Source organism: Vibrio caribbeanicus ATCC BAA-2122, assembly GCF_000165125.1.
Lineage (GTDB): Bacteria > Pseudomonadota > Gammaproteobacteria > Enterobacterales > Vibrionaceae > Vibrio > Vibrio caribbeanicus.
Map to the genome: position 1 here is coordinate 204,689 of NZ_AEIU01000059.1, position 17,267 is coordinate 221,955.

14 protein-coding genes and 2 tRNA genes are annotated in these 17,267 nt (G+C 41.4%); 6 read left to right on the plus strand and 10 right to left on the minus strand.

Annotated features, from left to right (window positions below; all coding sequences use genetic code 11):
• Positions 1 to 55 precede the first annotated feature (55 nt).
• Positions 56 to 1,168, minus strand: coding sequence for an aspartate-semialdehyde dehydrogenase (asd, locus tag RH40_RS06655; protein WP_009600661.1), 1,113 nt, complete (start codon positions 1,166 to 1,168; stop codon positions 56 to 58).
• A gap of 390 nt (positions 1,169 to 1,558) precedes the next feature.
• Between asd and nhaC the strand changes: the two genes are divergently transcribed.
• On the plus strand, positions 1,559 to 2,986 hold the full coding sequence (nhaC, locus tag RH40_RS06660) for a Na+/H+ antiporter NhaC (RefSeq protein WP_009600662.1): 1,428 nt from the start codon (positions 1,559 to 1,561) through the stop codon (positions 2,984 to 2,986).
• A gap of 42 nt (positions 2,987 to 3,028) precedes the next feature.
• On the opposite strand, the gene RH40_RS06665 is transcribed toward nhaC, so the two are convergent.
• The 8 genes from RH40_RS06665 to RH40_RS06700 form a co-directional block, all read right to left on the minus strand.
• Positions 3,029 to 4,252: an Hpt domain-containing protein gene (locus RH40_RS06665; RefSeq protein WP_009600663.1), complete on the minus strand. Its 1,224-nt coding sequence runs from the start codon at positions 4,250 to 4,252 to the stop codon at positions 3,029 to 3,031.
• Positions 4,253 to 4,345: 93 nt separating this feature from the next.
• Positions 4,346 to 4,696: an Hpt domain-containing protein gene (locus RH40_RS06670; RefSeq protein ID WP_009600664.1), complete on the minus strand. Its 351-nt coding sequence runs from the start codon at positions 4,694 to 4,696 to the stop codon at positions 4,346 to 4,348.
• Positions 4,697 to 4,722: 26 nt separating this feature from the next.
• Complete coding sequence (gene nosR / locus RH40_RS06675; protein ID WP_009600665.1) at positions 4,723 to 6,048, minus strand: response regulator c-di-GMP phosphodiesterase, NosR family; 1,326 nt, start codon at positions 6,046 to 6,048, stop codon at positions 4,723 to 4,725.
• 3 nt (positions 6,049 to 6,051) lie between these two features.
• Positions 6,052 to 7,671, minus strand: a complete 1,620-nt coding sequence (locus tag RH40_RS06680) for an EAL domain-containing response regulator (protein WP_009600666.1) — start codon at positions 7,669 to 7,671, stop codon at positions 6,052 to 6,054.
• Positions 7,672 to 7,690: 19 nt separating this feature from the next.
• Positions 7,691 to 8,998 carry a PAS domain-containing sensor histidine kinase gene (locus tag RH40_RS06685; protein ID WP_009600667.1) on the minus strand — a complete coding sequence of 436 codons (1,308 nt, stop codon included), beginning with the start codon at positions 8,996 to 8,998 and terminating at the stop codon, positions 7,691 to 7,693.
• 15 nt (positions 8,999 to 9,013) lie between these two features.
• Complete coding sequence (locus RH40_RS06690) at positions 9,014 to 9,601, minus strand: chemotaxis protein CheX (protein WP_009600668.1); 588 nt, start codon at positions 9,599 to 9,601, stop codon at positions 9,014 to 9,016.
• Positions 9,598 to 9,966, minus strand: coding sequence for a response regulator (locus RH40_RS06695; RefSeq protein WP_009600669.1), 369 nt, complete (start codon positions 9,964 to 9,966; stop codon positions 9,598 to 9,600). Before RH40_RS06695 ends, RH40_RS06690 begins: the two co-directional genes overlap by 4 nt.
• A 9-nt stretch (positions 9,967 to 9,975) precedes the next feature.
• Entirely contained in the window at positions 9,976 to 11,127 is a 1,152-nt protein-coding gene (locus RH40_RS06700) for an HDOD domain-containing protein (protein ID WP_009600670.1), read from the minus strand.
• A 369-nt stretch (positions 11,128 to 11,496) separates the two neighbouring features.
• Here RH40_RS06700 and RH40_RS06705 point away from each other — a divergent pair.
• A tRNA-OTHER gene (locus RH40_RS06705) sits at positions 11,497 to 11,575 on the plus strand.
• A 47-nt stretch (positions 11,576 to 11,622) separates the two neighbouring features.
• Here the strand turns inward: RH40_RS06705 and yejK are convergent.
• Positions 11,623 to 12,627 carry a nucleoid-associated protein YejK gene (yejK, locus tag RH40_RS06710; RefSeq protein WP_009600671.1) on the minus strand — a complete coding sequence of 335 codons (1,005 nt, stop codon included), beginning with the start codon at positions 12,625 to 12,627 and terminating at the stop codon, positions 11,623 to 11,625.
• Positions 12,628 to 12,711: 84 nt separating this feature from the next.
• On the opposite strand from yejK, the gene RH40_RS06715 reads away from it, so the two are divergent.
• The 4 genes from RH40_RS06715 to RH40_RS06730 all read left to right on the plus strand — a co-directional run bounded on the left by RH40_RS06715 (position 12,712) and on the right by RH40_RS06730 (position 17,252).
• Positions 12,712 to 12,927 carry a YejL family protein gene (locus tag RH40_RS06715; protein ID WP_009600672.1) on the plus strand — a complete coding sequence of 72 codons (216 nt, stop codon included), beginning with the start codon at positions 12,712 to 12,714 and terminating at the stop codon, positions 12,925 to 12,927.
• Between the two features lie 34 nt (positions 12,928 to 12,961).
• On the plus strand, positions 12,962 to 14,770 hold the full coding sequence (locus RH40_RS06720; protein WP_009600673.1) for a DUF3413 domain-containing protein: 1,809 nt from the start codon (positions 12,962 to 12,964) through the stop codon (positions 14,768 to 14,770).
• Between the two features lie 361 nt (positions 14,771 to 15,131).
• The gene (locus RH40_RS06725) at positions 15,132 to 17,042 is read left to right on the plus strand and encodes a methyl-accepting chemotaxis protein (protein ID WP_009600674.1); all 1,911 of its coding nucleotides are present in this window, start codon (positions 15,132 to 15,134) and stop codon (positions 17,040 to 17,042) included.
• A gap of 133 nt (positions 17,043 to 17,175) precedes the next feature.
• A tRNA-Pro gene (locus RH40_RS06730) sits at positions 17,176 to 17,252 on the plus strand.
• The last annotated feature ends 15 nt before the right edge of the window (positions 17,253 to 17,267 follow it).

The window sequence follows — 17,267 nt, forward strand, 5'->3', positions numbered from 1 at the left end:
GATTAACTGAGTACTCACCGCAGAAAATACATTAATACTGCGGTGAGTCATATTTTTATTTCTCAGCGATTAAAATTCTTAGTGTTCGACGAAGGGGCTCAGCTGCTCCCCAAAGAAGCTGATCTCCCACGGTAAATGCGTTTAAGAAATCATCCCCCATCGACATTTTGCGTAAACGTCCAACTGGGATAGATAATGTCCCTGTGACTTTGGCAGGCGTCAGCTCCTGGGTGGTCACTTCTCGCTCATTCGGTACAACTTTAACCCAATCATTATGCGTCGCAATCATCTCTTCAATTTCATCCATGGGCACATTCCCCTTGAGCTTAAGAGTGAGAGCTTGTGAGTGACACCTCATAGCCCCAATCCGTACACAAGTGCCATCAATTGGAATGGGTTGGGTATCTAGACCAAGAATTTTGTTTGCTTCTACACCTGCTTTCCATTCTTCTTTACTCTGGCCATTATCGCGTTTGACATCAATCCAAGGGATCAGAGAACCTGCCAATGGCGCACCAAAACGATCGGTTGGAAATGCGTCGCTACGAATGCTCTCTGCGACTTTCTTGTCAATATCGAGAATAGAGCTAGACGGATCAGATAACTCAGGTAGAACTGACTGATTAATCGCACCCATCTGAGTAATCAACTCACGCATATTTTGCGCGCCCGCCCCAGAAGCGGCCTGATAGGTCATCGCACTACACCATTCAACGAGGCCTCTCTCAAATAATCCACCCAACCCCATCAACATAAGACTCACTGTGCAATTTCCACCAACGAAGGTTTTAACACCACTGTGTATACCTTTTTGGATCTGAGTAAGGTTAACAGGATCGAGTGCAATGATAGAATCGGTAGACATACGCAAAGTTGATGCAGCATCAATCCAATAACCTTGCCACCCAGACTGACGTAATTTTGGGTAGACCTTTTCTGTGTAAGAACCGCCTTGGCAAGTGATGACAATGTCCAGTTTTTTTAGGCTATCTATATCAAAAGCATCTTGAAGGATGCCCGCATCTTTACCAAAATTTGGAGCAGGAGTTCCGGTTTGAGATGTACTATAGAAAACAGGTTCAATTAGTTTAAAGTCATTCTCTTCAACCATACGCTGCATAAGTACCGAACCAACCATACCTCGCCAGCCAACTAAACCAACTCTCATACTGAACTCTCCTTGTGAAAAATAAAAAAAGTAATCCCACATAGTCAATTTTTCTTGGCCAAATCTCAAGTAAAAAATGATTTTATTTGATTAGGGCTACTCACTTCTGAATCGTTTGAGAAAAAGAAAATGGCATTCCGCAAGTAAAAGGTTTACTTACTAGGGGGCTATTTTAACTTTTACATAATGACAAAATAAAAAACTTTAAATGCCATTATTTAAAATATTTAACCAAATAAAAACATATCAATAGATACAAATCACACATGAATAGTAATTTCTCGAAATATTAATCTACGTAAGGTAAAGTGCTGCACATTCAGATTAAGCACAAAATACGTGCTGCTTTTGCTTCAATAAGCACACTTTTTACAACACCAGAGGCACTGTATGTCCCAACTCAACCCACGTCTGCCAAACTTGATTCAAGTTATCTTGGCCTTAGGCTTATTTTTATTAATGGCTTTTTCATTCACCGCACAATTAAACCTACCGATTCAGTTAGCACTCTACATCGGCTGGTTTATAATTATTGCGCTTGGAATTCATTTGGGCCATCAATACAAAGAACTTGAACAGGCAGCACTAGGCGGAATTTCAAACGGACTGGGTGCCGTATTGATTCTTCTCGCTGTTGGCGCTTTGGTAGGAACATGGATATCTGGTGGGATCGTACCTACTATCATTTATTATGGTCTAAAAGCCATCCACCCTTCTGTATTTTTATTGGCAACCATGGTGATATGTTCTTTGACTGCCCTAGCAACAGGGACATCTTGGGGTGCAGCAGGTACAGCAGGTATTGCAATGATGGGCATAGGTCAAGGGCTTGGCGTTCCGGCACCTATCACTGCTGGAGCTGTTCTATCTGGTTGTTATTTTGGTGATAAAATGTCACCCCTATCAGATTCTGTGATCTTAGCTTCATCGATGTCAAACGTAGAGGTTGTCGAACATATTAAAGGCATGCTTCCGATCGCAGCCATTAGCTATGTCATCACTGGTATCATGTTTACTGCATTTGGTTTCCACTATGCCGGCAATGTTGATATGTCACAGGTCCAATCCGTTATTCATGCAATGGAGAAACAATTTTACATAACGCCATACTCTTTCATTCCTGTCGTTATTGTTTTAGGTTTACTTGCCATGCGCATGCCTTCTTTTCCGGTGATAAGCTTTGGTTCATTACTTGGAATTATTTGGGCTGTTATGATTCAAGATGTTGACTTCTTGGTTGCTTTTAACACGGCTTGGGCACCTTTTGAAATTGACTCTGGAATAGCTTTCATAGACTCAATCCTCAATAGAGGTGGTATGTCATCTATGTTAGGCTCAGTTGCTGTTATTGTTTTTGGTCTCGGCTTCGGTGGTTTACTCGATAAAGTTGGTGTACTTGAGACGATAGCGAGGCTTTTTGAGCGCCGAATAAACAATTCTGGGTCACTGGCAACAAGCACAATTGGTACTGCATTCATGGGTAATGTGTTTGGTTCAGCGATGTACGTATCCTTGATCTTAACCCCAAAGATATGTGCTAAAAATTATGACCGTCTTGGTTATCAACGCAAGAACCTATCTAGAAATGCTGAGTTCGGTGGGACGCTTACATCAGGTATGGTACCTTGGAGCGATAACGGTATTTATATGGCAAGTATTCTGGGTGTCGCTACACTCTCCTATGCACCATTTATGTGGTTGAGTTTTGTCTGTATTGCCGTCACCATTTTCACATCATATATGGGTTGGTTCATAGATAAGGTTGACAGCCAAAAGCCACAATCCGTTGATGATGGTATGATACAAAAAGAAGTTTAAAGACATAAAAAAGCGCCCACACCAGGCGCTTTTTTTATCATGCTACGTAACTTCATCAAGGAAGTTTCTTGCTTCTATTATTGCTTGTTCCAAATGTACCGATAGCTTTTCCAAAAGAGGTGCAACAGAGGAGAGATCGGCCATCACAATCTCCTCTATCTGTCCGGATAGATTTTTAATATTAACGGCACCAAGATTACCCCCTACACCTTTTAGGCTATGCACCTTTCTATGCACCTCTTCAGCATTCCCCTTTGCAATGAGATCTCTCATAACGTCAATATCATCAGAGTGGTCTTCAATAAAGACCTCAAGTAGCATACGTACCGATCCAGTATCATTGTCGAAAGAATCCATCATTTGAGTAAAGTTAATCTCTCCCCCCATAGGAATCTTTACTTTTTTACTAGGCTCAACGTTACTCACAGCAACATTTACCTCTCTCTGTGACATACCTTCCTCTGATTCGCTTGAAGTACTTTCTGAGTCGGATACAACTCTAATCCGATGTCCCCATATCAATAACCCCATGAAAGTAGCAATGACCAGTGCTGAGACCGTACCAGAAAGCCATATGTGCATTGCAAGTAAAGAGTTGAATTGACCATTCTGTGCACTTATCTGAGCATGTACATCATGGGCAATAATATTATCTACGATGTACTGTCCTTTCGCATATGCCCCTAAAACCGCGGAAACACTCGCCAAAATTTCTTGTAAATCTTGCTGCTCTTGTTGCGGAAGTGCTGTCGAAAGTGCATAGACATTGTCTATATCGCGGAAAATCTGGGGGCTCGACTGGTTATCACCGAACAAAGCTTCGAGTACGTTAGCGCTCAAAATATAATAAAGAAAAGAAACTCTTTGATTGTCAGCATGACGCTCGCGCATTACTTTGATTTGTTCAACCAAATTCTGTAAATCTAGACTATTCTCGAGGTAAACTTTTGCTTGATCAATGAACCTGTCCGTCGTGAACAAAAGATGATTGATGTCTGGTGAAATCCAAGCCTTTTTGTACTGAGCATCAATTTGAAGTCTTAACGCGTAAATGAGCTGAAGGTCTAGGGCTTGGTCATTGGCCATCATCACTCGATAAGGCGTTTCAAAGGCAAACGAATCACGCAGTTTCTGAACGCTACTACCGAGTTCGTATATCTGCTCTTTGGTCGTTCTGGTAGAATGATAACTGGTTGCAATCACCAGCATACACAATAGCCATGCAGCAACTAGCCCCCAACCATAATTTATTATATTTCTATCCATGAATCTGCCCCAACCATTATATATTGAGTGAAATTCCACTTTGCGTGATAGCGCCTAAGTATCCATAAAAACTGCGCTTTTTTTCTATTTTCTTTACATAGATAAATAGTTCGTTACCTGACCATCAAGCTCCTTCGCATATTTTCTTACCTGAAGTGACAATGAAAGCAAACTACCGGAACAAAACTCATTTTGTTTGCACTCTGTTTCAAGCTTTAAACACAAATCTGCAAGGACAGATGCCCCTATGAACTGACTTGAAGACTTGAGAGAATGTACAGAGCGGAAAAAGGTTTCGGCAATCTCTTCACCGATACTTGGAAGGGGTAGGGCCAAGTGTTGTCTGAGTAAAATCTGATACTCACCCAATAACTCCGGTACCCCTTCCTCGCCAACAAGCTTGATAACTTCAGAGGGTGAAAACAAGTAGTCTTTATCAACCATGTTGGCCTCTTAACATACTCAGATATCTATATGTATATCGCAATAGGAACTTCTAGCGAATTCTCAATCTTCTGCAATCGCTGGAGTAAGGCTGCATTAATCTCTTGCCCAGCAGACAACATCATTTGTCCATTTGGATGATAAACATCTTGCTTGAGAATTGCGCCAACTTTGACTTCATCAAGTCCAACACACAAATCAACATCCGATCCTGCTACTTCAGTTTTGAGTATCTCAAGAAAAGTGTCAACGATCATGGGATCGTATAACTCACCGGCCTGTTGTTTGATAAACGTCCTCGCACTGCTTGGCTTTAAACGAGATGGATTTTGACTCCCCGAAACAAAGAAGTCATAGTTTTTTACGACTCTCAAAATTCTTGAACCCACAGGAATAGCATCTCCGGCTAAATGGTCTGGCTTGCCAGTCCCATCAAAGTTTTCATCTTGATGACGAATCACAGCAACAAGAGGAGCAAACCTTTTGATCTGACCTATAATAGTGGCACCAATCTCAGCATTAGCTGATGGAGCAAGCGACACGTGCGACCCCTGAGTGCTTGGAGTTTGTTCTTCATCCACCGCATTGGGATCTACAGTACCAAGCAAGCCAATTTCGTGCAGCAAGGCACTCAAGTAACAATGAGTCACTTCAGATTCAGGTAACCCCATTTTTATCGCAACCATTTTTGCGTATTCGGAGATACGTTCATTATCGGTGCTCGGCTTGCCTGTTGCATACTGAATAATGGCGGATAAGGCCGCAAGTATATCTTTAAATGTTCTTGCCCTACTACTAAGCAACATTTCCATTTTTTTATTGGATTCTAATAGCGATGCAGTCCTATCTTTTACTTTCTGCTCTAGAGCATTATTTAACTCACCAAGTTCGTCATTTTTTTTCTGGAGTTCGTCAGTTAACGCTTGCTTTTGTTTGCGTAAATCAAACAGCTCTGATGCCTTCGAAAGCGTCAGCTTAATGCCTTCGTTATCCCAAGGCTTGGCAAGATAAGTATGGATACCGCCCTCGTTAACCGCTCGAATTGTCGATTCCATATCACTGTATCCAGTCAGTAGAAACCGAATCGAATTGGGACAAAATTCTTTGGCTCTTTTGAGAAACTCTGCACCGTCCATTGTCGGCATTCTCATATCAGAAATCATAATATTAATATCATGGTCTTCCAGATACTTGAGCGCCTCATGCCCATCATTGAATGAAACAACATCATATTCGAACCTAAGTATCCGTGTTAAAGCCTTGAGGATATCCTTTTCATCATCAAGCAACAGTAACGTTTTCTTTTCACCTTCTTCAGGTACAATCGGATCTTCAGTCGCGTCATTTTCCATAAACTATTCCACACATTTGTAATTACTCAAAAAATGTAAAAACTCATCGAGAGGTTTCGGTGGACCAATTAAATGACCTTGAATACGAGAGCATCCAATCTCTTTCAAATAGTCAACTTGGCTTATATGTTCCACCCACTCAGCAACAAGTAACATATTAAGAGATTTTGCGCTATTAGTAATTGATTCTAAGATGACTTTGTCTGACGGGCAGTTGTCCATATTCTGAATAAATCGCCCGTCTATTTTTACCACATCAAAAGGTATCTCACAGAGAGACTCGAAACCAGAGTAGCCAGTACCAAAGTCATCAATGGCAACTTTTACTCCCAGCTCCTGTAGTTTTTTCACCTCAACACATGCCTCTTGATAATCACGTATACCATCTGTCTCCACAACCTCAACTTCAATGCATTGCAAAATATTTGTGTCGTTTTGCGTGACACTGCAAAGTAACTCTCGAATCTTCCCAGAAACAAGCTGCTGGGCTGTAACATTCAGACAAACAACCATTGGACAGTTTTCAGGGATCTTACCCAACAAAACTAGGGTATTCTGCAGCATGACATTGACCAAGGTGTCGTCCAATCCATACTTGTGCACAAGATGGAGAAAGTCACTGGGATTTTGATAAGAGCCATCAGGTAGCTTTCTTCTAACCAAAGCTTCACAATATTGAACTAACCCTGTCTCTAAGGTCATTTGTGGCTGGTAGAACGCTTCTAAGCGTGTCCTCTTAAAATCTGTAACAAGGGAAAAAAGTTCAATGAACTCATCTCCTCCATCGCTACCTACATCAGGTGTTAACCAAAATAAACCGTCTACAATTTTCTTGGCTTGACTTTTGGCTTGGCCAAACGCTTCTAAGCTAATGTTTTGTAGAGTTTCCGAGGCGGATACAAAAGCCTTAGACTTAACTTTCTCTCCTTGCTCCAACTCTATTGATGGCGAACGTTCAATAATATCAATTAATTGCTCGCACCCTTTCTCCGAGTGCTCAACAAAAGTGATAAATTTATCTTCAACACGGTACCATGTTGCATCAACACTATCGGACAATTTCGCCGCAAAATTTGACAAAATTTCATTACCAACTGTCTTACCATAGTTCTCATTATGTTGATTCATATCCATAATATCGACGGTAACTAATAAACGCGCTTGCTGTACCTTATTTAGCTCACAAGAAAGTTTGAGGTATTCATTTAGCGCGGGAAAGGTACCAAACCCTGTTTTTTTATCACAAGTTGGGCTGTGTTTTTCAAGTACCGATGACACAGAACTGAGTAATTTGTCCCTGTCCCAGGGCTTATCCAAATAACACCCGAGCACACCCGTGTTAATTGCGTTAGTTACACCGCTAAGGTCCGCCTGACCGGACAACATTATCGCAGGAATATCAAACCCTCTACGTTTCGCCTCAATGAGCATTTCAGCACCAGTCATATTAGGCATTTTATAATCGGTGAGGATCAGGTCTATGTTTTCTTTTTCCAATACATCTAAAGCGTCTGGCCCACTCTCCGCGGTATGAATAGCAGCAACCTTAAAGCGAAGTTCACGACTCAGTGCCTTGCGAATGTTGGCTTCATCGTCAACAATTAAGACTTCAGCAAATTCCATAACCGCTCCTTATTCCAACTCAGCCTTCCACTTTTTCGGCAACGTTGGTGGTTTGTTTGATGGGCAGTGTAATCGTAAATGTTGTGCCAACACCGAGCTCACTATCAACTTCTATCGTGCCATTGTGGGCTGTGATAATGCCATAGGAAACCGACAACCCCAGACCAGTTCCATCCCCCACAGGTTTTGTAGTAAAAAAAGGTTCGAATATGGAGGACAGGTTTTCTTCAGGGATCCCTGCACCATTATCCTTAACCGTTATCTGGACTTGCTCATCTTGCGTTTTCTTCAGGCTGACTTTAATAACGCCATTTTCCTTAATAGCCTGAGAAGCATTAACCAATAAATTTAAAATTACCTGATTGAGCTGCATCGGCTGACAATATATATTCGGAACATCATCCTCAAATTCTGTTTCAATTGTAGCGACATATTTCACCTCATTATTCACAATGCGCAGAGTAGATTCGATTCCTTTCCTCAAATCGCTCTCTATCCATTCTGAATCATCCACATGAGAGAACTCTTTTAGATTTTTAACGATATCCATTACCCGCTTCGAACCGTCGAGTGACTCAGCAATTAAATCCGATACATCTTCCATGACATAGGCCAGCTGTGAACGTTCCATCAATGCTTTCTTGTCAGCACTCAGTTTTGCATCATTGGAATCATCAATCAGTTTCTCCAAGGACGTCACGACAGTAGATATATTTCGAAAATAACTATCAAGCGTTTGGATGTTAGACGTAATAAAACCTAATGGGTTATTAATCTCATGGGCAATACCAGCAGAGAGTTGTCCAACCGATGCCATTTTTTCTGATTGTAGCAACTGGCTTTGTGCCTGCTTCAACTCGGATAACGTTTGTTTTAGTTCGATTTGATCGCGACGTAATTCTTCTGACAGTGCAGCTAACTCTTCTTGTTGGCAGGCTTGTGTCGTCATATCGTAAATACAGACGCAGACATGCTCGAGTCCACCGCCTTGGCTATGGATAGGAATGAACTCTAAATCTTGGTACATTTTCTCTTCCTCGCCCGAAACTTGGCGGGATGACTTGAAAGGTAAGGTGTGAGGAGATTGCTCCCAAGATGAGTAACAAGCAGACTCAATGACAAAAGCTGTATCAATCTTGCGCTTTACAATCCTTGCATGCTCAGGAAAAACGTCCAAGATGTTACGCCCAATGAGTTCCTCCTTACTCTTCCCCGAACGTGTTGTGAAATAAGCATTCGCCATTACAATGATGTAGTCGCTCCGCACAATAGTCACAGCAATTGATAGCTGATTTAATAGGTCTGAGAGAGCAAGCTTTGCTTTCATAGGAGGCCCTCATTATCAAATAAATTCATCAAGTGCATGCACGACGACGTTAAAACCATCTTCCGCAAAACAGATTATCGTTTTCGTCTCGAAACTTGCCGATTCAACTAAAAATGACACATGCAAGATAATCGCTTGTGACCATTTGTCACTCGGTATCGGATGGTGCTCTGGTGAGTACATAACGGGCGGCTGAGTTCTAGTATCTAACTCTATTTGTTCGCATAAACCACGCAAACTAGCACCCGATAATATATTAGAGACTTCCAGAATACTGCAATTGATGTCTACAGTATCAATACCATCCTCTTCTGCTAAATCCAATAAGTTACCAGCAATAGTTTTACCTCCCTTTTTGGTCAACTGGGTGATGACTTCTCCCGACATTTGACCAAAAAAAGGCTGACGTGTGTAATAGTACTGAGTCGCATCCCCAAACATTTCCATTAACTCTTCCGGTGACGCCATGTCGACCGCTGGTATCGTAAGAGTGACTTCATTACTCAGCATAGTTGCAAGTTTACAGGCAGCTCGACCCATGGATATGTTAAGTAATTCTTTTAGTGAATCTTTATGGTCAGCTGTTAGCTCTTCGTAATTCATATTATCCCCACCTCGTGTAACAGCACTTTTAGACTCTCTGCATCTAGTGGTTTTTTCAAAAATTTAACCGCGCCAAGCTCCATTACTTTTTGTTGTGACGCAGGTTGAATATCTGCACTGATAACAAAGACAAAATTTCGTGCTGCTTGTCTTTTTAATTCTGCCAATACCTCGAAACCATCCATTTCAGGCATCGTTAAATCTAAAAACATCACATCGGCTTTTCCTTCACTAAAGTTCTGGATAGCCTCTTTTCCATTGGTCGCTTCATGTAAATCTGCCTGTAACTCAGGCGGGATGGCTCGTATAACAGCTTTCCTAGACATTTTTGAATCATCGCAAACTGTGACCGAAATAGACGACATAAAACTCTCCTAGTTAACTGGGTTTAAAATAGCGTAAGCCAGAGAAGCTTGGCTTTCAGGTAAAAGATCTCTCCATTGATCGAGCGTACCTTTAGCCTTATTCTCCAATAAATCTTGAGCGAAGGCGGCAACATTAGGTATCGACCAATTCGCGGGATCATTATCCGTTGCTGCGTTACTCAAACACAAATTTGCCTCGGCAAGGTCCAAATCATACCCCCACAAAATCAACAGGTAGGCCGACAAAACATCGCTGTCACGCAAACCTGTCTGCAGGTTTAGGCAATCTGGGGTGCTATCGACATCTGAATATCCGAGTTCAAGTAACGTGAGCACACCAATCGATGACAATAAGCAAACCAAATAAATACGGTCTTGCATGTCGGGACTCCATGCCAGAGCCTTTGCAGCAGATACAGAAGTCTCAGCGAGTAGTTGATGCTTACCTACAATTTCTGAGTGCTGCTCTTCCGATACTCGTTTAAACGCTCTATGGCTAACCATTGCAGTCGCTAACGCAAGTATAATGTTCAATCCTAGTCTTGATACGGCATTATTCAAGGAGCTTGTTTTTGTATCAAACCCGAGGTAAGCCGAGTTAGCCACTTTAATTATCTGTGCGGCAAGTGAGGGCTCTTGAGCAATAATGTCAACGCAATCAACGCATCCACATTGCTCATCCTCAATAGAAACCCTTAGCTGGCGGATCACTTTTGGTAGCAAGGGAAGCGGCTCAATGGCAGACAATTTTTTTCTGCACTCTGCGGTGAAAGGTGAATTGCCTAGGCGTTCGGTACAATTTAAAATCTGCTGAAAGTCTTGTTCGCTAAAGGGTTTGGGTAGTATAAAGTGCGTCCACGAGTTGGTAAGCGAATCGATATCAACTGTGGTGTCTCCGGTTATGAGCGCTCGGATGCTACTGGGGTAGTACTCACTAACCTGCTCCAAAAGCATATCCCCTCTTAGCTGAGGCATGATTAGATCACTCATAACCAAGTCTGGAGGAGAATCTAACGACGCAACGAACTCACGCCAAGTTGTTGGATCTTGGATCAGGGTAATTGACCAATTAGGTTTTAGGCGTTTTAGCAAGCGACTCGCTGCCTTCAACATAAATTCATCATCGTCGATATATAGGACATTGAAACAACTTTTTACCATACTCACCCACTTTGGTTTTTGATTGCATTCTTTAAAGTCGACGCAATCTAACACCTAAATCAAGCATAGACAAAAAATAGAAACAGTGATCGAATAAATTTAGCTTTACTAGTGAGTTACACCCTAAACAAACTTTTCTTTTGTTCTTTTTCTATTGAATAAAAACACTTTATCCTGATCACCTCATTCACAAATAACTAGAAACTAAAGGCAAGTGATTAATAGCATTATGAATACGATAAATCTTCACACTTGATTAAGCCTCATCGTTATTCTATAGATATGTTAGTGAGCAATAATAGATACAACCACAATGAAAACTTCTGGTTGATAAAGGGTAAAACCGCAGTGGGAAATTATGAATCAAGCCGGACTGTAGCGCAGCTTGGTAGCGCACCGTTGCTCTGCGTAGTTTCGGGGGTCGCTGGTTCAAATCCGGCCAGTCCGTCCTTTTTAAAGCGGCCATCAAAGGATAACCGCTTTTGACATTGCTGATTAGCTCTCGTGAAGACGCGTCAATTGATCTTTGAGGTTAGGCGGGGGAGTGAGAGTCAACGTATCGGTCTGAGGATCGTAGAATATTTTTTCGCCGAGAAGGTTGCTGTCAAAGCTAATATTTATACCTCCACCAACACCAACGTACTTGGTCAATTTCCGAACCGTAGCACGGTCTCCCGGGAAACTCTGCTCTAGCTCGTAACCATGTTGCTGAGTGTAGTTAAGGAAGCTTGTGCCATCTTCTGCATTCGGGAGTTCTCCTGATAGTTCTTTCACATCAACCTCATCCCCAGACTTGATTTGCTCACTGCAGTAGCTAGCAACCTGCTTCTTAAAGTTTGATGTTTCCTCTTTCTCTAACTTAGAATCAGAACAAAAGTCTTCAATTGCTTGGACTAAAACCTGGTTTTGTTGTTTTGTGTCCAATCCAACCTCAGCTTGCAAGAAATCAAGAAAGAAATCTGCAACTTTACGACCAACTCGCCCTTTGATGTAAGCCAGATAACGGTTAGAGCTTCTATCTGTTTCATAACTAGTCAAGTCAATTCTTGCCGCGATATCCATTTTGGCAACATCAAGGTAATCAGTCGCACTGATATCGAGACCTTCCGTTACTTTTAAGCTCTTATTAGAGGGAACCATGGCAATAAATAAATAGTCTGTTGCCAATACTTGATACTGAGCGATAACCAATATGCCCTCTTCAGCAAATGGATATTTGATTAGCTCATTCTTCAAACGTTCTGCGCTTACCTGAGAAAAATCATAGAATGGCATACCATTTGACTGCAGATCTTGTAACCAAGTTTGAAATTCGCTTTCTTGTTTAAAGCTACCGAAACCTTTTCCTGCTTTGGAGTTAAAAACTCGATGAAGCTCACTGACTAGATTTTCGGACGAAGCATTTTTAGGTAATGACTCTTTACGGAAAGTAACCACCAACTCATCGGATGCGTTTTTTTTTAACTGATGTAAGATAATATTCGAAAGATTCAGGCTCATGACAAAATTTCTTGCTGCTTTAGTTTCAGTTGCGCTGCATTGTAGGTTATCATAAGTCGCTTTACTATCTCCATTAGGGTCTTTATGCCAATTACATCAAAATACAGCGATACCGAAGTTGAAAAAATCCTTGCTGAGGTTGCAGCAGTTTTAGAAAAGCACGCTGTTGGCCCAGAGCTTGCACTGATGATTGCGGGAAATATCGCAACCAATGTCTTAAATCAGGATGTTGCTGCTTCACAAAGAGCCGTTATTGCTGAAAAATTTACCCAAGCATTAATCTCTTCTATTGATGAATAACATTAATACAATCAACGGAAATTAGAACGAATACATGGTCGACGACGTAACTAAATACGGTGATAGAGTATCACGCTTAGTGGGATGGGGGCACTGGTTTGCCTTCTTCAATATTATTGCGGCAATGTTGATAGGTACTCGCTACATAACCCAGTCACCGTGGCCAGAAACTCTGTTGGGGCAATTCTATCTACTCATCTCTTGGGTTGGGCACTTTGCATTTCTAGTTTTTGCTCTCTACCTCTTGGTTTTGTTCCCACTCACATTTATATTGCCGTCCCGTAAGCTATTTCGCTTAGTATCTGTGTGTTTTGCAACCGTCGGCCTAACACTTCTTCTCATTGATACTCAGGCCTACCAAACGATCAATCTACACCTAAACCCATTAGTCTGGGAGGTGTTGTTTGACGACGAGAGTACGCTAGTCAATAATGATTTACAGCATCTTTTTGTCGTCTTACCCTTTATTTTCTTGATAGAAATTGCATTATCCGAGTGGGTTTGGCGTAAGCAGCGCAAACTTTCCCACAAACAAATAGGTAAACCAATTGGCAGCTTATTTTTTATTAGCTTCATAGCCAGCCACCTTATCTACGTTTGGGCTGATGCATATTTTTACAATCCAATTACTATTCAAAGAGCAAATTTTCCGCTTTCCTATCCAATGACTGCGAAGTCTTTCATGGAGAAACATGGGTTACTTGATAAAGCGGAATATCTGAAGAGATTAGAACAGAATCAGAGCAACAGCGACATCGTTCGCTATCCATTAGAGACCATGGATTTTGGTCGTCGTGCTAATCCACTTAATATCTTAGTTGTGAGTGTGAATAATCTTCGCGCCGATATGCTCAGTGAAGAAACGATGCCTTCGGCCTATAAATTTGCCCAAGACAATCTCAACTTCACCAATCATTACAGCTCAAGCAATGACGCCTTTGGTGTCTTTGGACTCTTTTATGGTTTACCGAGTAGTTATGCCAGCAGTATAAAAGCACAAGGGTCGAAGCCCATTTTGATCGATACTCTGGTCAGTAAAGGCTATGAGTTCGGTTTATTTAGTGGTGATAATTTTGATGATGACCTCTATGGAGAAACCGTCTTTAGAGGAATGAATTTTAATGGTATCGCTTTCAATGAAAGCCAATCAAAAGATATACAAGCAATTGATGCATGGACACAATGGGCGAAACAAAGAACAAACAAACCTTGGTTTAGTTTTATTGAACTTACTACTGTCGACAACTTCAAAGCTTCTACATCAACCAATAAAAAAATATCAGCCAGTGATCGACTTCGTTCAAGTTATATTAGTTCCGTTGAGCAAGCAGATCTTGAGATAGAGCGTCTCTTGAGTGTCATTCAAAGTCTGGAGTTAGACAAATCAACCGTAATAGTTATTACATCAAATCACGCGACAGAGTTTAACGAAACTAACACCAATAGCTGGGGCTCAAACAGTAATTACAGCCAATATCAACTCAAAGTCCCTATGCTCATTCACTGGCCCGGGAAAGTCGCTGGTATCTATCCACATAGAACGAGTCATCTTGACTTCTCTGTAACCCTACTTCAGGAGTTACTCGGAGTGACTTCTAACCCTAGTGATTTTAGTAGCGGTGAAAGTCTATTTGACGAGCACAAGCGACGCTGGATACTAGCTGGAGATTCTAGAGAGCTCGCACTCATCACCAAAGACACAACTACCGTGATTGACAAGTTTGGTAACTACAAACTATTTGATGAAAATTATCAAAGAGTAAAAGATGACAACCCAACTTTACCAATTTTGATGCAAGGGTTGACTGAACTGCAACGATTCTATGCAAAAAATGGTCAGTAAAAGCCCTATCCTGTACTTATCATCAATTACGTTATAACAGCAGCCCCTCTCCATAGAGGGGCATTTTTTATACCAAAAAAGCAACTAATAGTATCGATAAGCATACATCTACGTCCCACCTCACCAGAAGTTAACAAACCTGTTCATTTCGAAATTCCGTTACCAAGCTCAAAAATTACTCAAAATTACCAAGTTTTCTATAACCAAGCCTATATTATTGGTATCTTCTCTAATGTTAATTTGGTCAATAAATGGACTTTTATTATAAAAGACCCACAATTTAATGGCGGTCAAGTCTTCATTGCTCAGCGAAATAAAAATACCTGCTGCAATTTACTGCTCAACAAGGAGGTAATGTATTATGAGAAATTTAGGGTTTCAAAAACTTCTGCTCATTTCAATATGCGCTTTGGTCATCATCTCTGTGTCTATTTCTAGCTACATTGCCTACATCAAGCAAGAGAAAGCACTCTACAGCCTGATCATCAACGCCAACCAAGAATACGTATATAACCAAGCAAAACAAATAGCCGCGAAGCTCAATGAAAAAGTAGCAGGGCTTGATAAACTTGGTAAACAGTTTGAAAGTAAACCAATAGAAGGTAGTCCCCAAGATTTTATTGATTTAACAAAGATTATTGCAGGGGGCATGAATCTTAATAGTTCGGTTGTCGCATTCACCAATGGGGATGCCTATTGGAATCAAACGGGAAAGACTTGGCCCAATCACAAATACAGCGGTGATGTGACGACAAGAGGTTGGTATCAATTAGGAAGAGAGAGTTCATCTACGGGTATGACCGAACCTTACCCCAGTAGTGATGGTAACGCCTATTGGGTTTCCATGGTAAGAAAGACACTCAATGGTATGATTTCTGTTGATATGAAATTAGGGTTTTTAAACGATATTGTAAAAGATTCGAATGACATCCCTGGTGCTTTTGCCATGATCATCAATCACGATGAAACGGTACTCGCCTCATCGATAGAAGAGGTCAAATCCGGGCAAAAGGCACAAGAGTACCCTTGGCTGAGCAAAGTGGTCAAAGATACCATAGGTCAAGAGAAAGTCATCATCGAAGGACAGAAAGGAGAAGTCGAAAAGCTCTTTTTCTCACACCGTATTAATGTCGCAGGAAAAAGCTGGTACTTTTTAGCAGGACTTGAAAAAGATATCATATTCTCAGATTTAGCTTCAGCGAAACAAACCGCTATCACAACTGCCCTAATCGTTACCATAATGAGCGTGATCGTCTCACTCATCATTATGAAAATACTGTATCGCCCTATTTTAGTTTTGAAAGAGACGATTGCTGGGCTGAGTCAAGGTGAAGGTGACCTAACACAACGCATCGCAATAAAAACCAAAGATGATTTGGGTCAAATCTCAGAGGGCGTTAATGCCTTCATCGCTAATCTACAAAGTATGATGCTTGAGATAAGTCAAGTCAGCAACCACTTAATCGAAAATGTAGACCGATTAAAAGACCAAAGTCAGCGGACAAATGTGATTTTACAAAATCATGTACAAGAAACCGAGCAAATCGTAACCGCTATCGAGGAAATGAATGCAACAGCCGATTCAATGGCAACAGATGCAGCCAATACCGCTCAGCTTACACACAAGGCAAATGAAGCAAGTTCTACCTCAAAAAATACCGTTACCGAAGCCCAACGTAACGTTCAAGAGCTCGTTGAAGATGTCAGTTCAGCTTCCGAAAATGTTAATACTATGGCTTCACAAACCGATGGTATCAATACCATACTTGGCGTCATTGGCGATATTGCAGAGCAAACGAACTTACTAGCTTTGAATGCAGCGATAGAAGCCGCTCGCGCTGGCGATCAAGGTCGAGGGTTTGCCGTCGTAGCTGATGAAGTGAGAAACTTGGCCAGCCGAACTAAAACAAGCACAGAAGAAATCGAAGCAGCTCTGGCAAGTTTGTTAGAAGGAAGCCAATCTGTAGTGTCGTCAATGGAATCAACCAAACAAAAATGTTCACAAACGGCTGAAGGAGCTGGAGAGGTAGCGGGCAGCCTGGACGTGATGACTCAATTTGTGACAGACATTAATGACCTCAGTACTCAAATTGCAACAGCGGCCGAAGAACAAAGCAGTGTAACTCAAGAGCTTAGCAGAAACATGACCGCGATAAGTGATATTGTTGGGGAACTGGACAGTAATGGTAAGTATGCACTTGAAGAAGCACAAAACATCGCTGATATGAATCAGAAACTGACCGAAATCGTTAATCGCTTTAAACTCTCTTAAATGAAGTTTTGATGAAAAGTTAATCAGCTTTTGGCGGCTATACAGAACTCTCTTTTCCCTTTGCTCTAAAAGTAAGCAAATCATCGTTTTAGGGTATTGACGGCAGAGTTATTTTATATAGAATAGTCGCCATCGGACTGTAGCGCAGCTTGGTAGCGCACCGTCATGGGGTGTCGGGGGTCGTAGGTTCAAATCCTATCAGTCCGACCATTACACCTACAAAAA

Bases quoted from the DNA above. Each gene is read 5' to 3' on its own strand.
- asd (WP_009600661.1), bottom strand. From the start codon at position 1,168: ATGAGAGTTGGTTTAGTTGGCTGGCGAGGTATGGTTGGTTCGGTACTT.
- nhaC (WP_009600662.1), top strand. From the start codon at position 1,559: ATGTCCCAACTCAACCCACGTCTGCCAAACTTGATTCAAGTTATCTTG.
- RH40_RS06665 (WP_009600663.1), bottom strand. From the start codon at position 4,252: ATGGATAGAAATATAATAAATTATGGTTGGGGGCTAGTTGCTGCATGG.
- RH40_RS06670 (WP_009600664.1), bottom strand. From the start codon at position 4,696: ATGGTTGATAAAGACTACTTGTTTTCACCCTCTGAAGTTATCAAGCTT.
- nosR (WP_009600665.1), bottom strand. From the start codon at position 6,048: ATGGAAAATGACGCGACTGAAGATCCGATTGTACCTGAAGAAGGTGAA.
- RH40_RS06680 (WP_009600666.1), bottom strand. From the start codon at position 7,671: ATGGAATTTGCTGAAGTCTTAATTGTTGACGATGAAGCCAACATTCGC.
- RH40_RS06685 (WP_009600667.1), bottom strand. From the start codon at position 8,998: ATGAAAGCAAAGCTTGCTCTCTCAGACCTATTAAATCAGCTATCAATT.
- RH40_RS06690 (WP_009600668.1), bottom strand. From the start codon at position 9,601: ATGAATTACGAAGAGCTAACAGCTGACCATAAAGATTCACTAAAAGAA.
- RH40_RS06695 (WP_009600669.1), bottom strand. From the start codon at position 9,966: ATGTCGTCTATTTCGGTCACAGTTTGCGATGATTCAAAAATGTCTAGG.
- RH40_RS06700 (WP_009600670.1), bottom strand. From the start codon at position 11,127: ATGGTAAAAAGTTGTTTCAATGTCCTATATATCGACGATGATGAATTT.
- yejK (WP_009600671.1), bottom strand. From the start codon at position 12,627: ATGAGCCTGAATCTTTCGAATATTATCTTACATCAGTTAAAAAAAAAC.
- RH40_RS06715 (WP_009600672.1), top strand. From the start codon at position 12,712: ATGCCAATTACATCAAAATACAGCGATACCGAAGTTGAAAAAATCCTT.
- RH40_RS06720 (WP_009600673.1), top strand. From the start codon at position 12,962: ATGGTCGACGACGTAACTAAATACGGTGATAGAGTATCACGCTTAGTG.
- RH40_RS06725 (WP_009600674.1), top strand. From the start codon at position 15,132: ATGAGAAATTTAGGGTTTCAAAAACTTCTGCTCATTTCAATATGCGCT.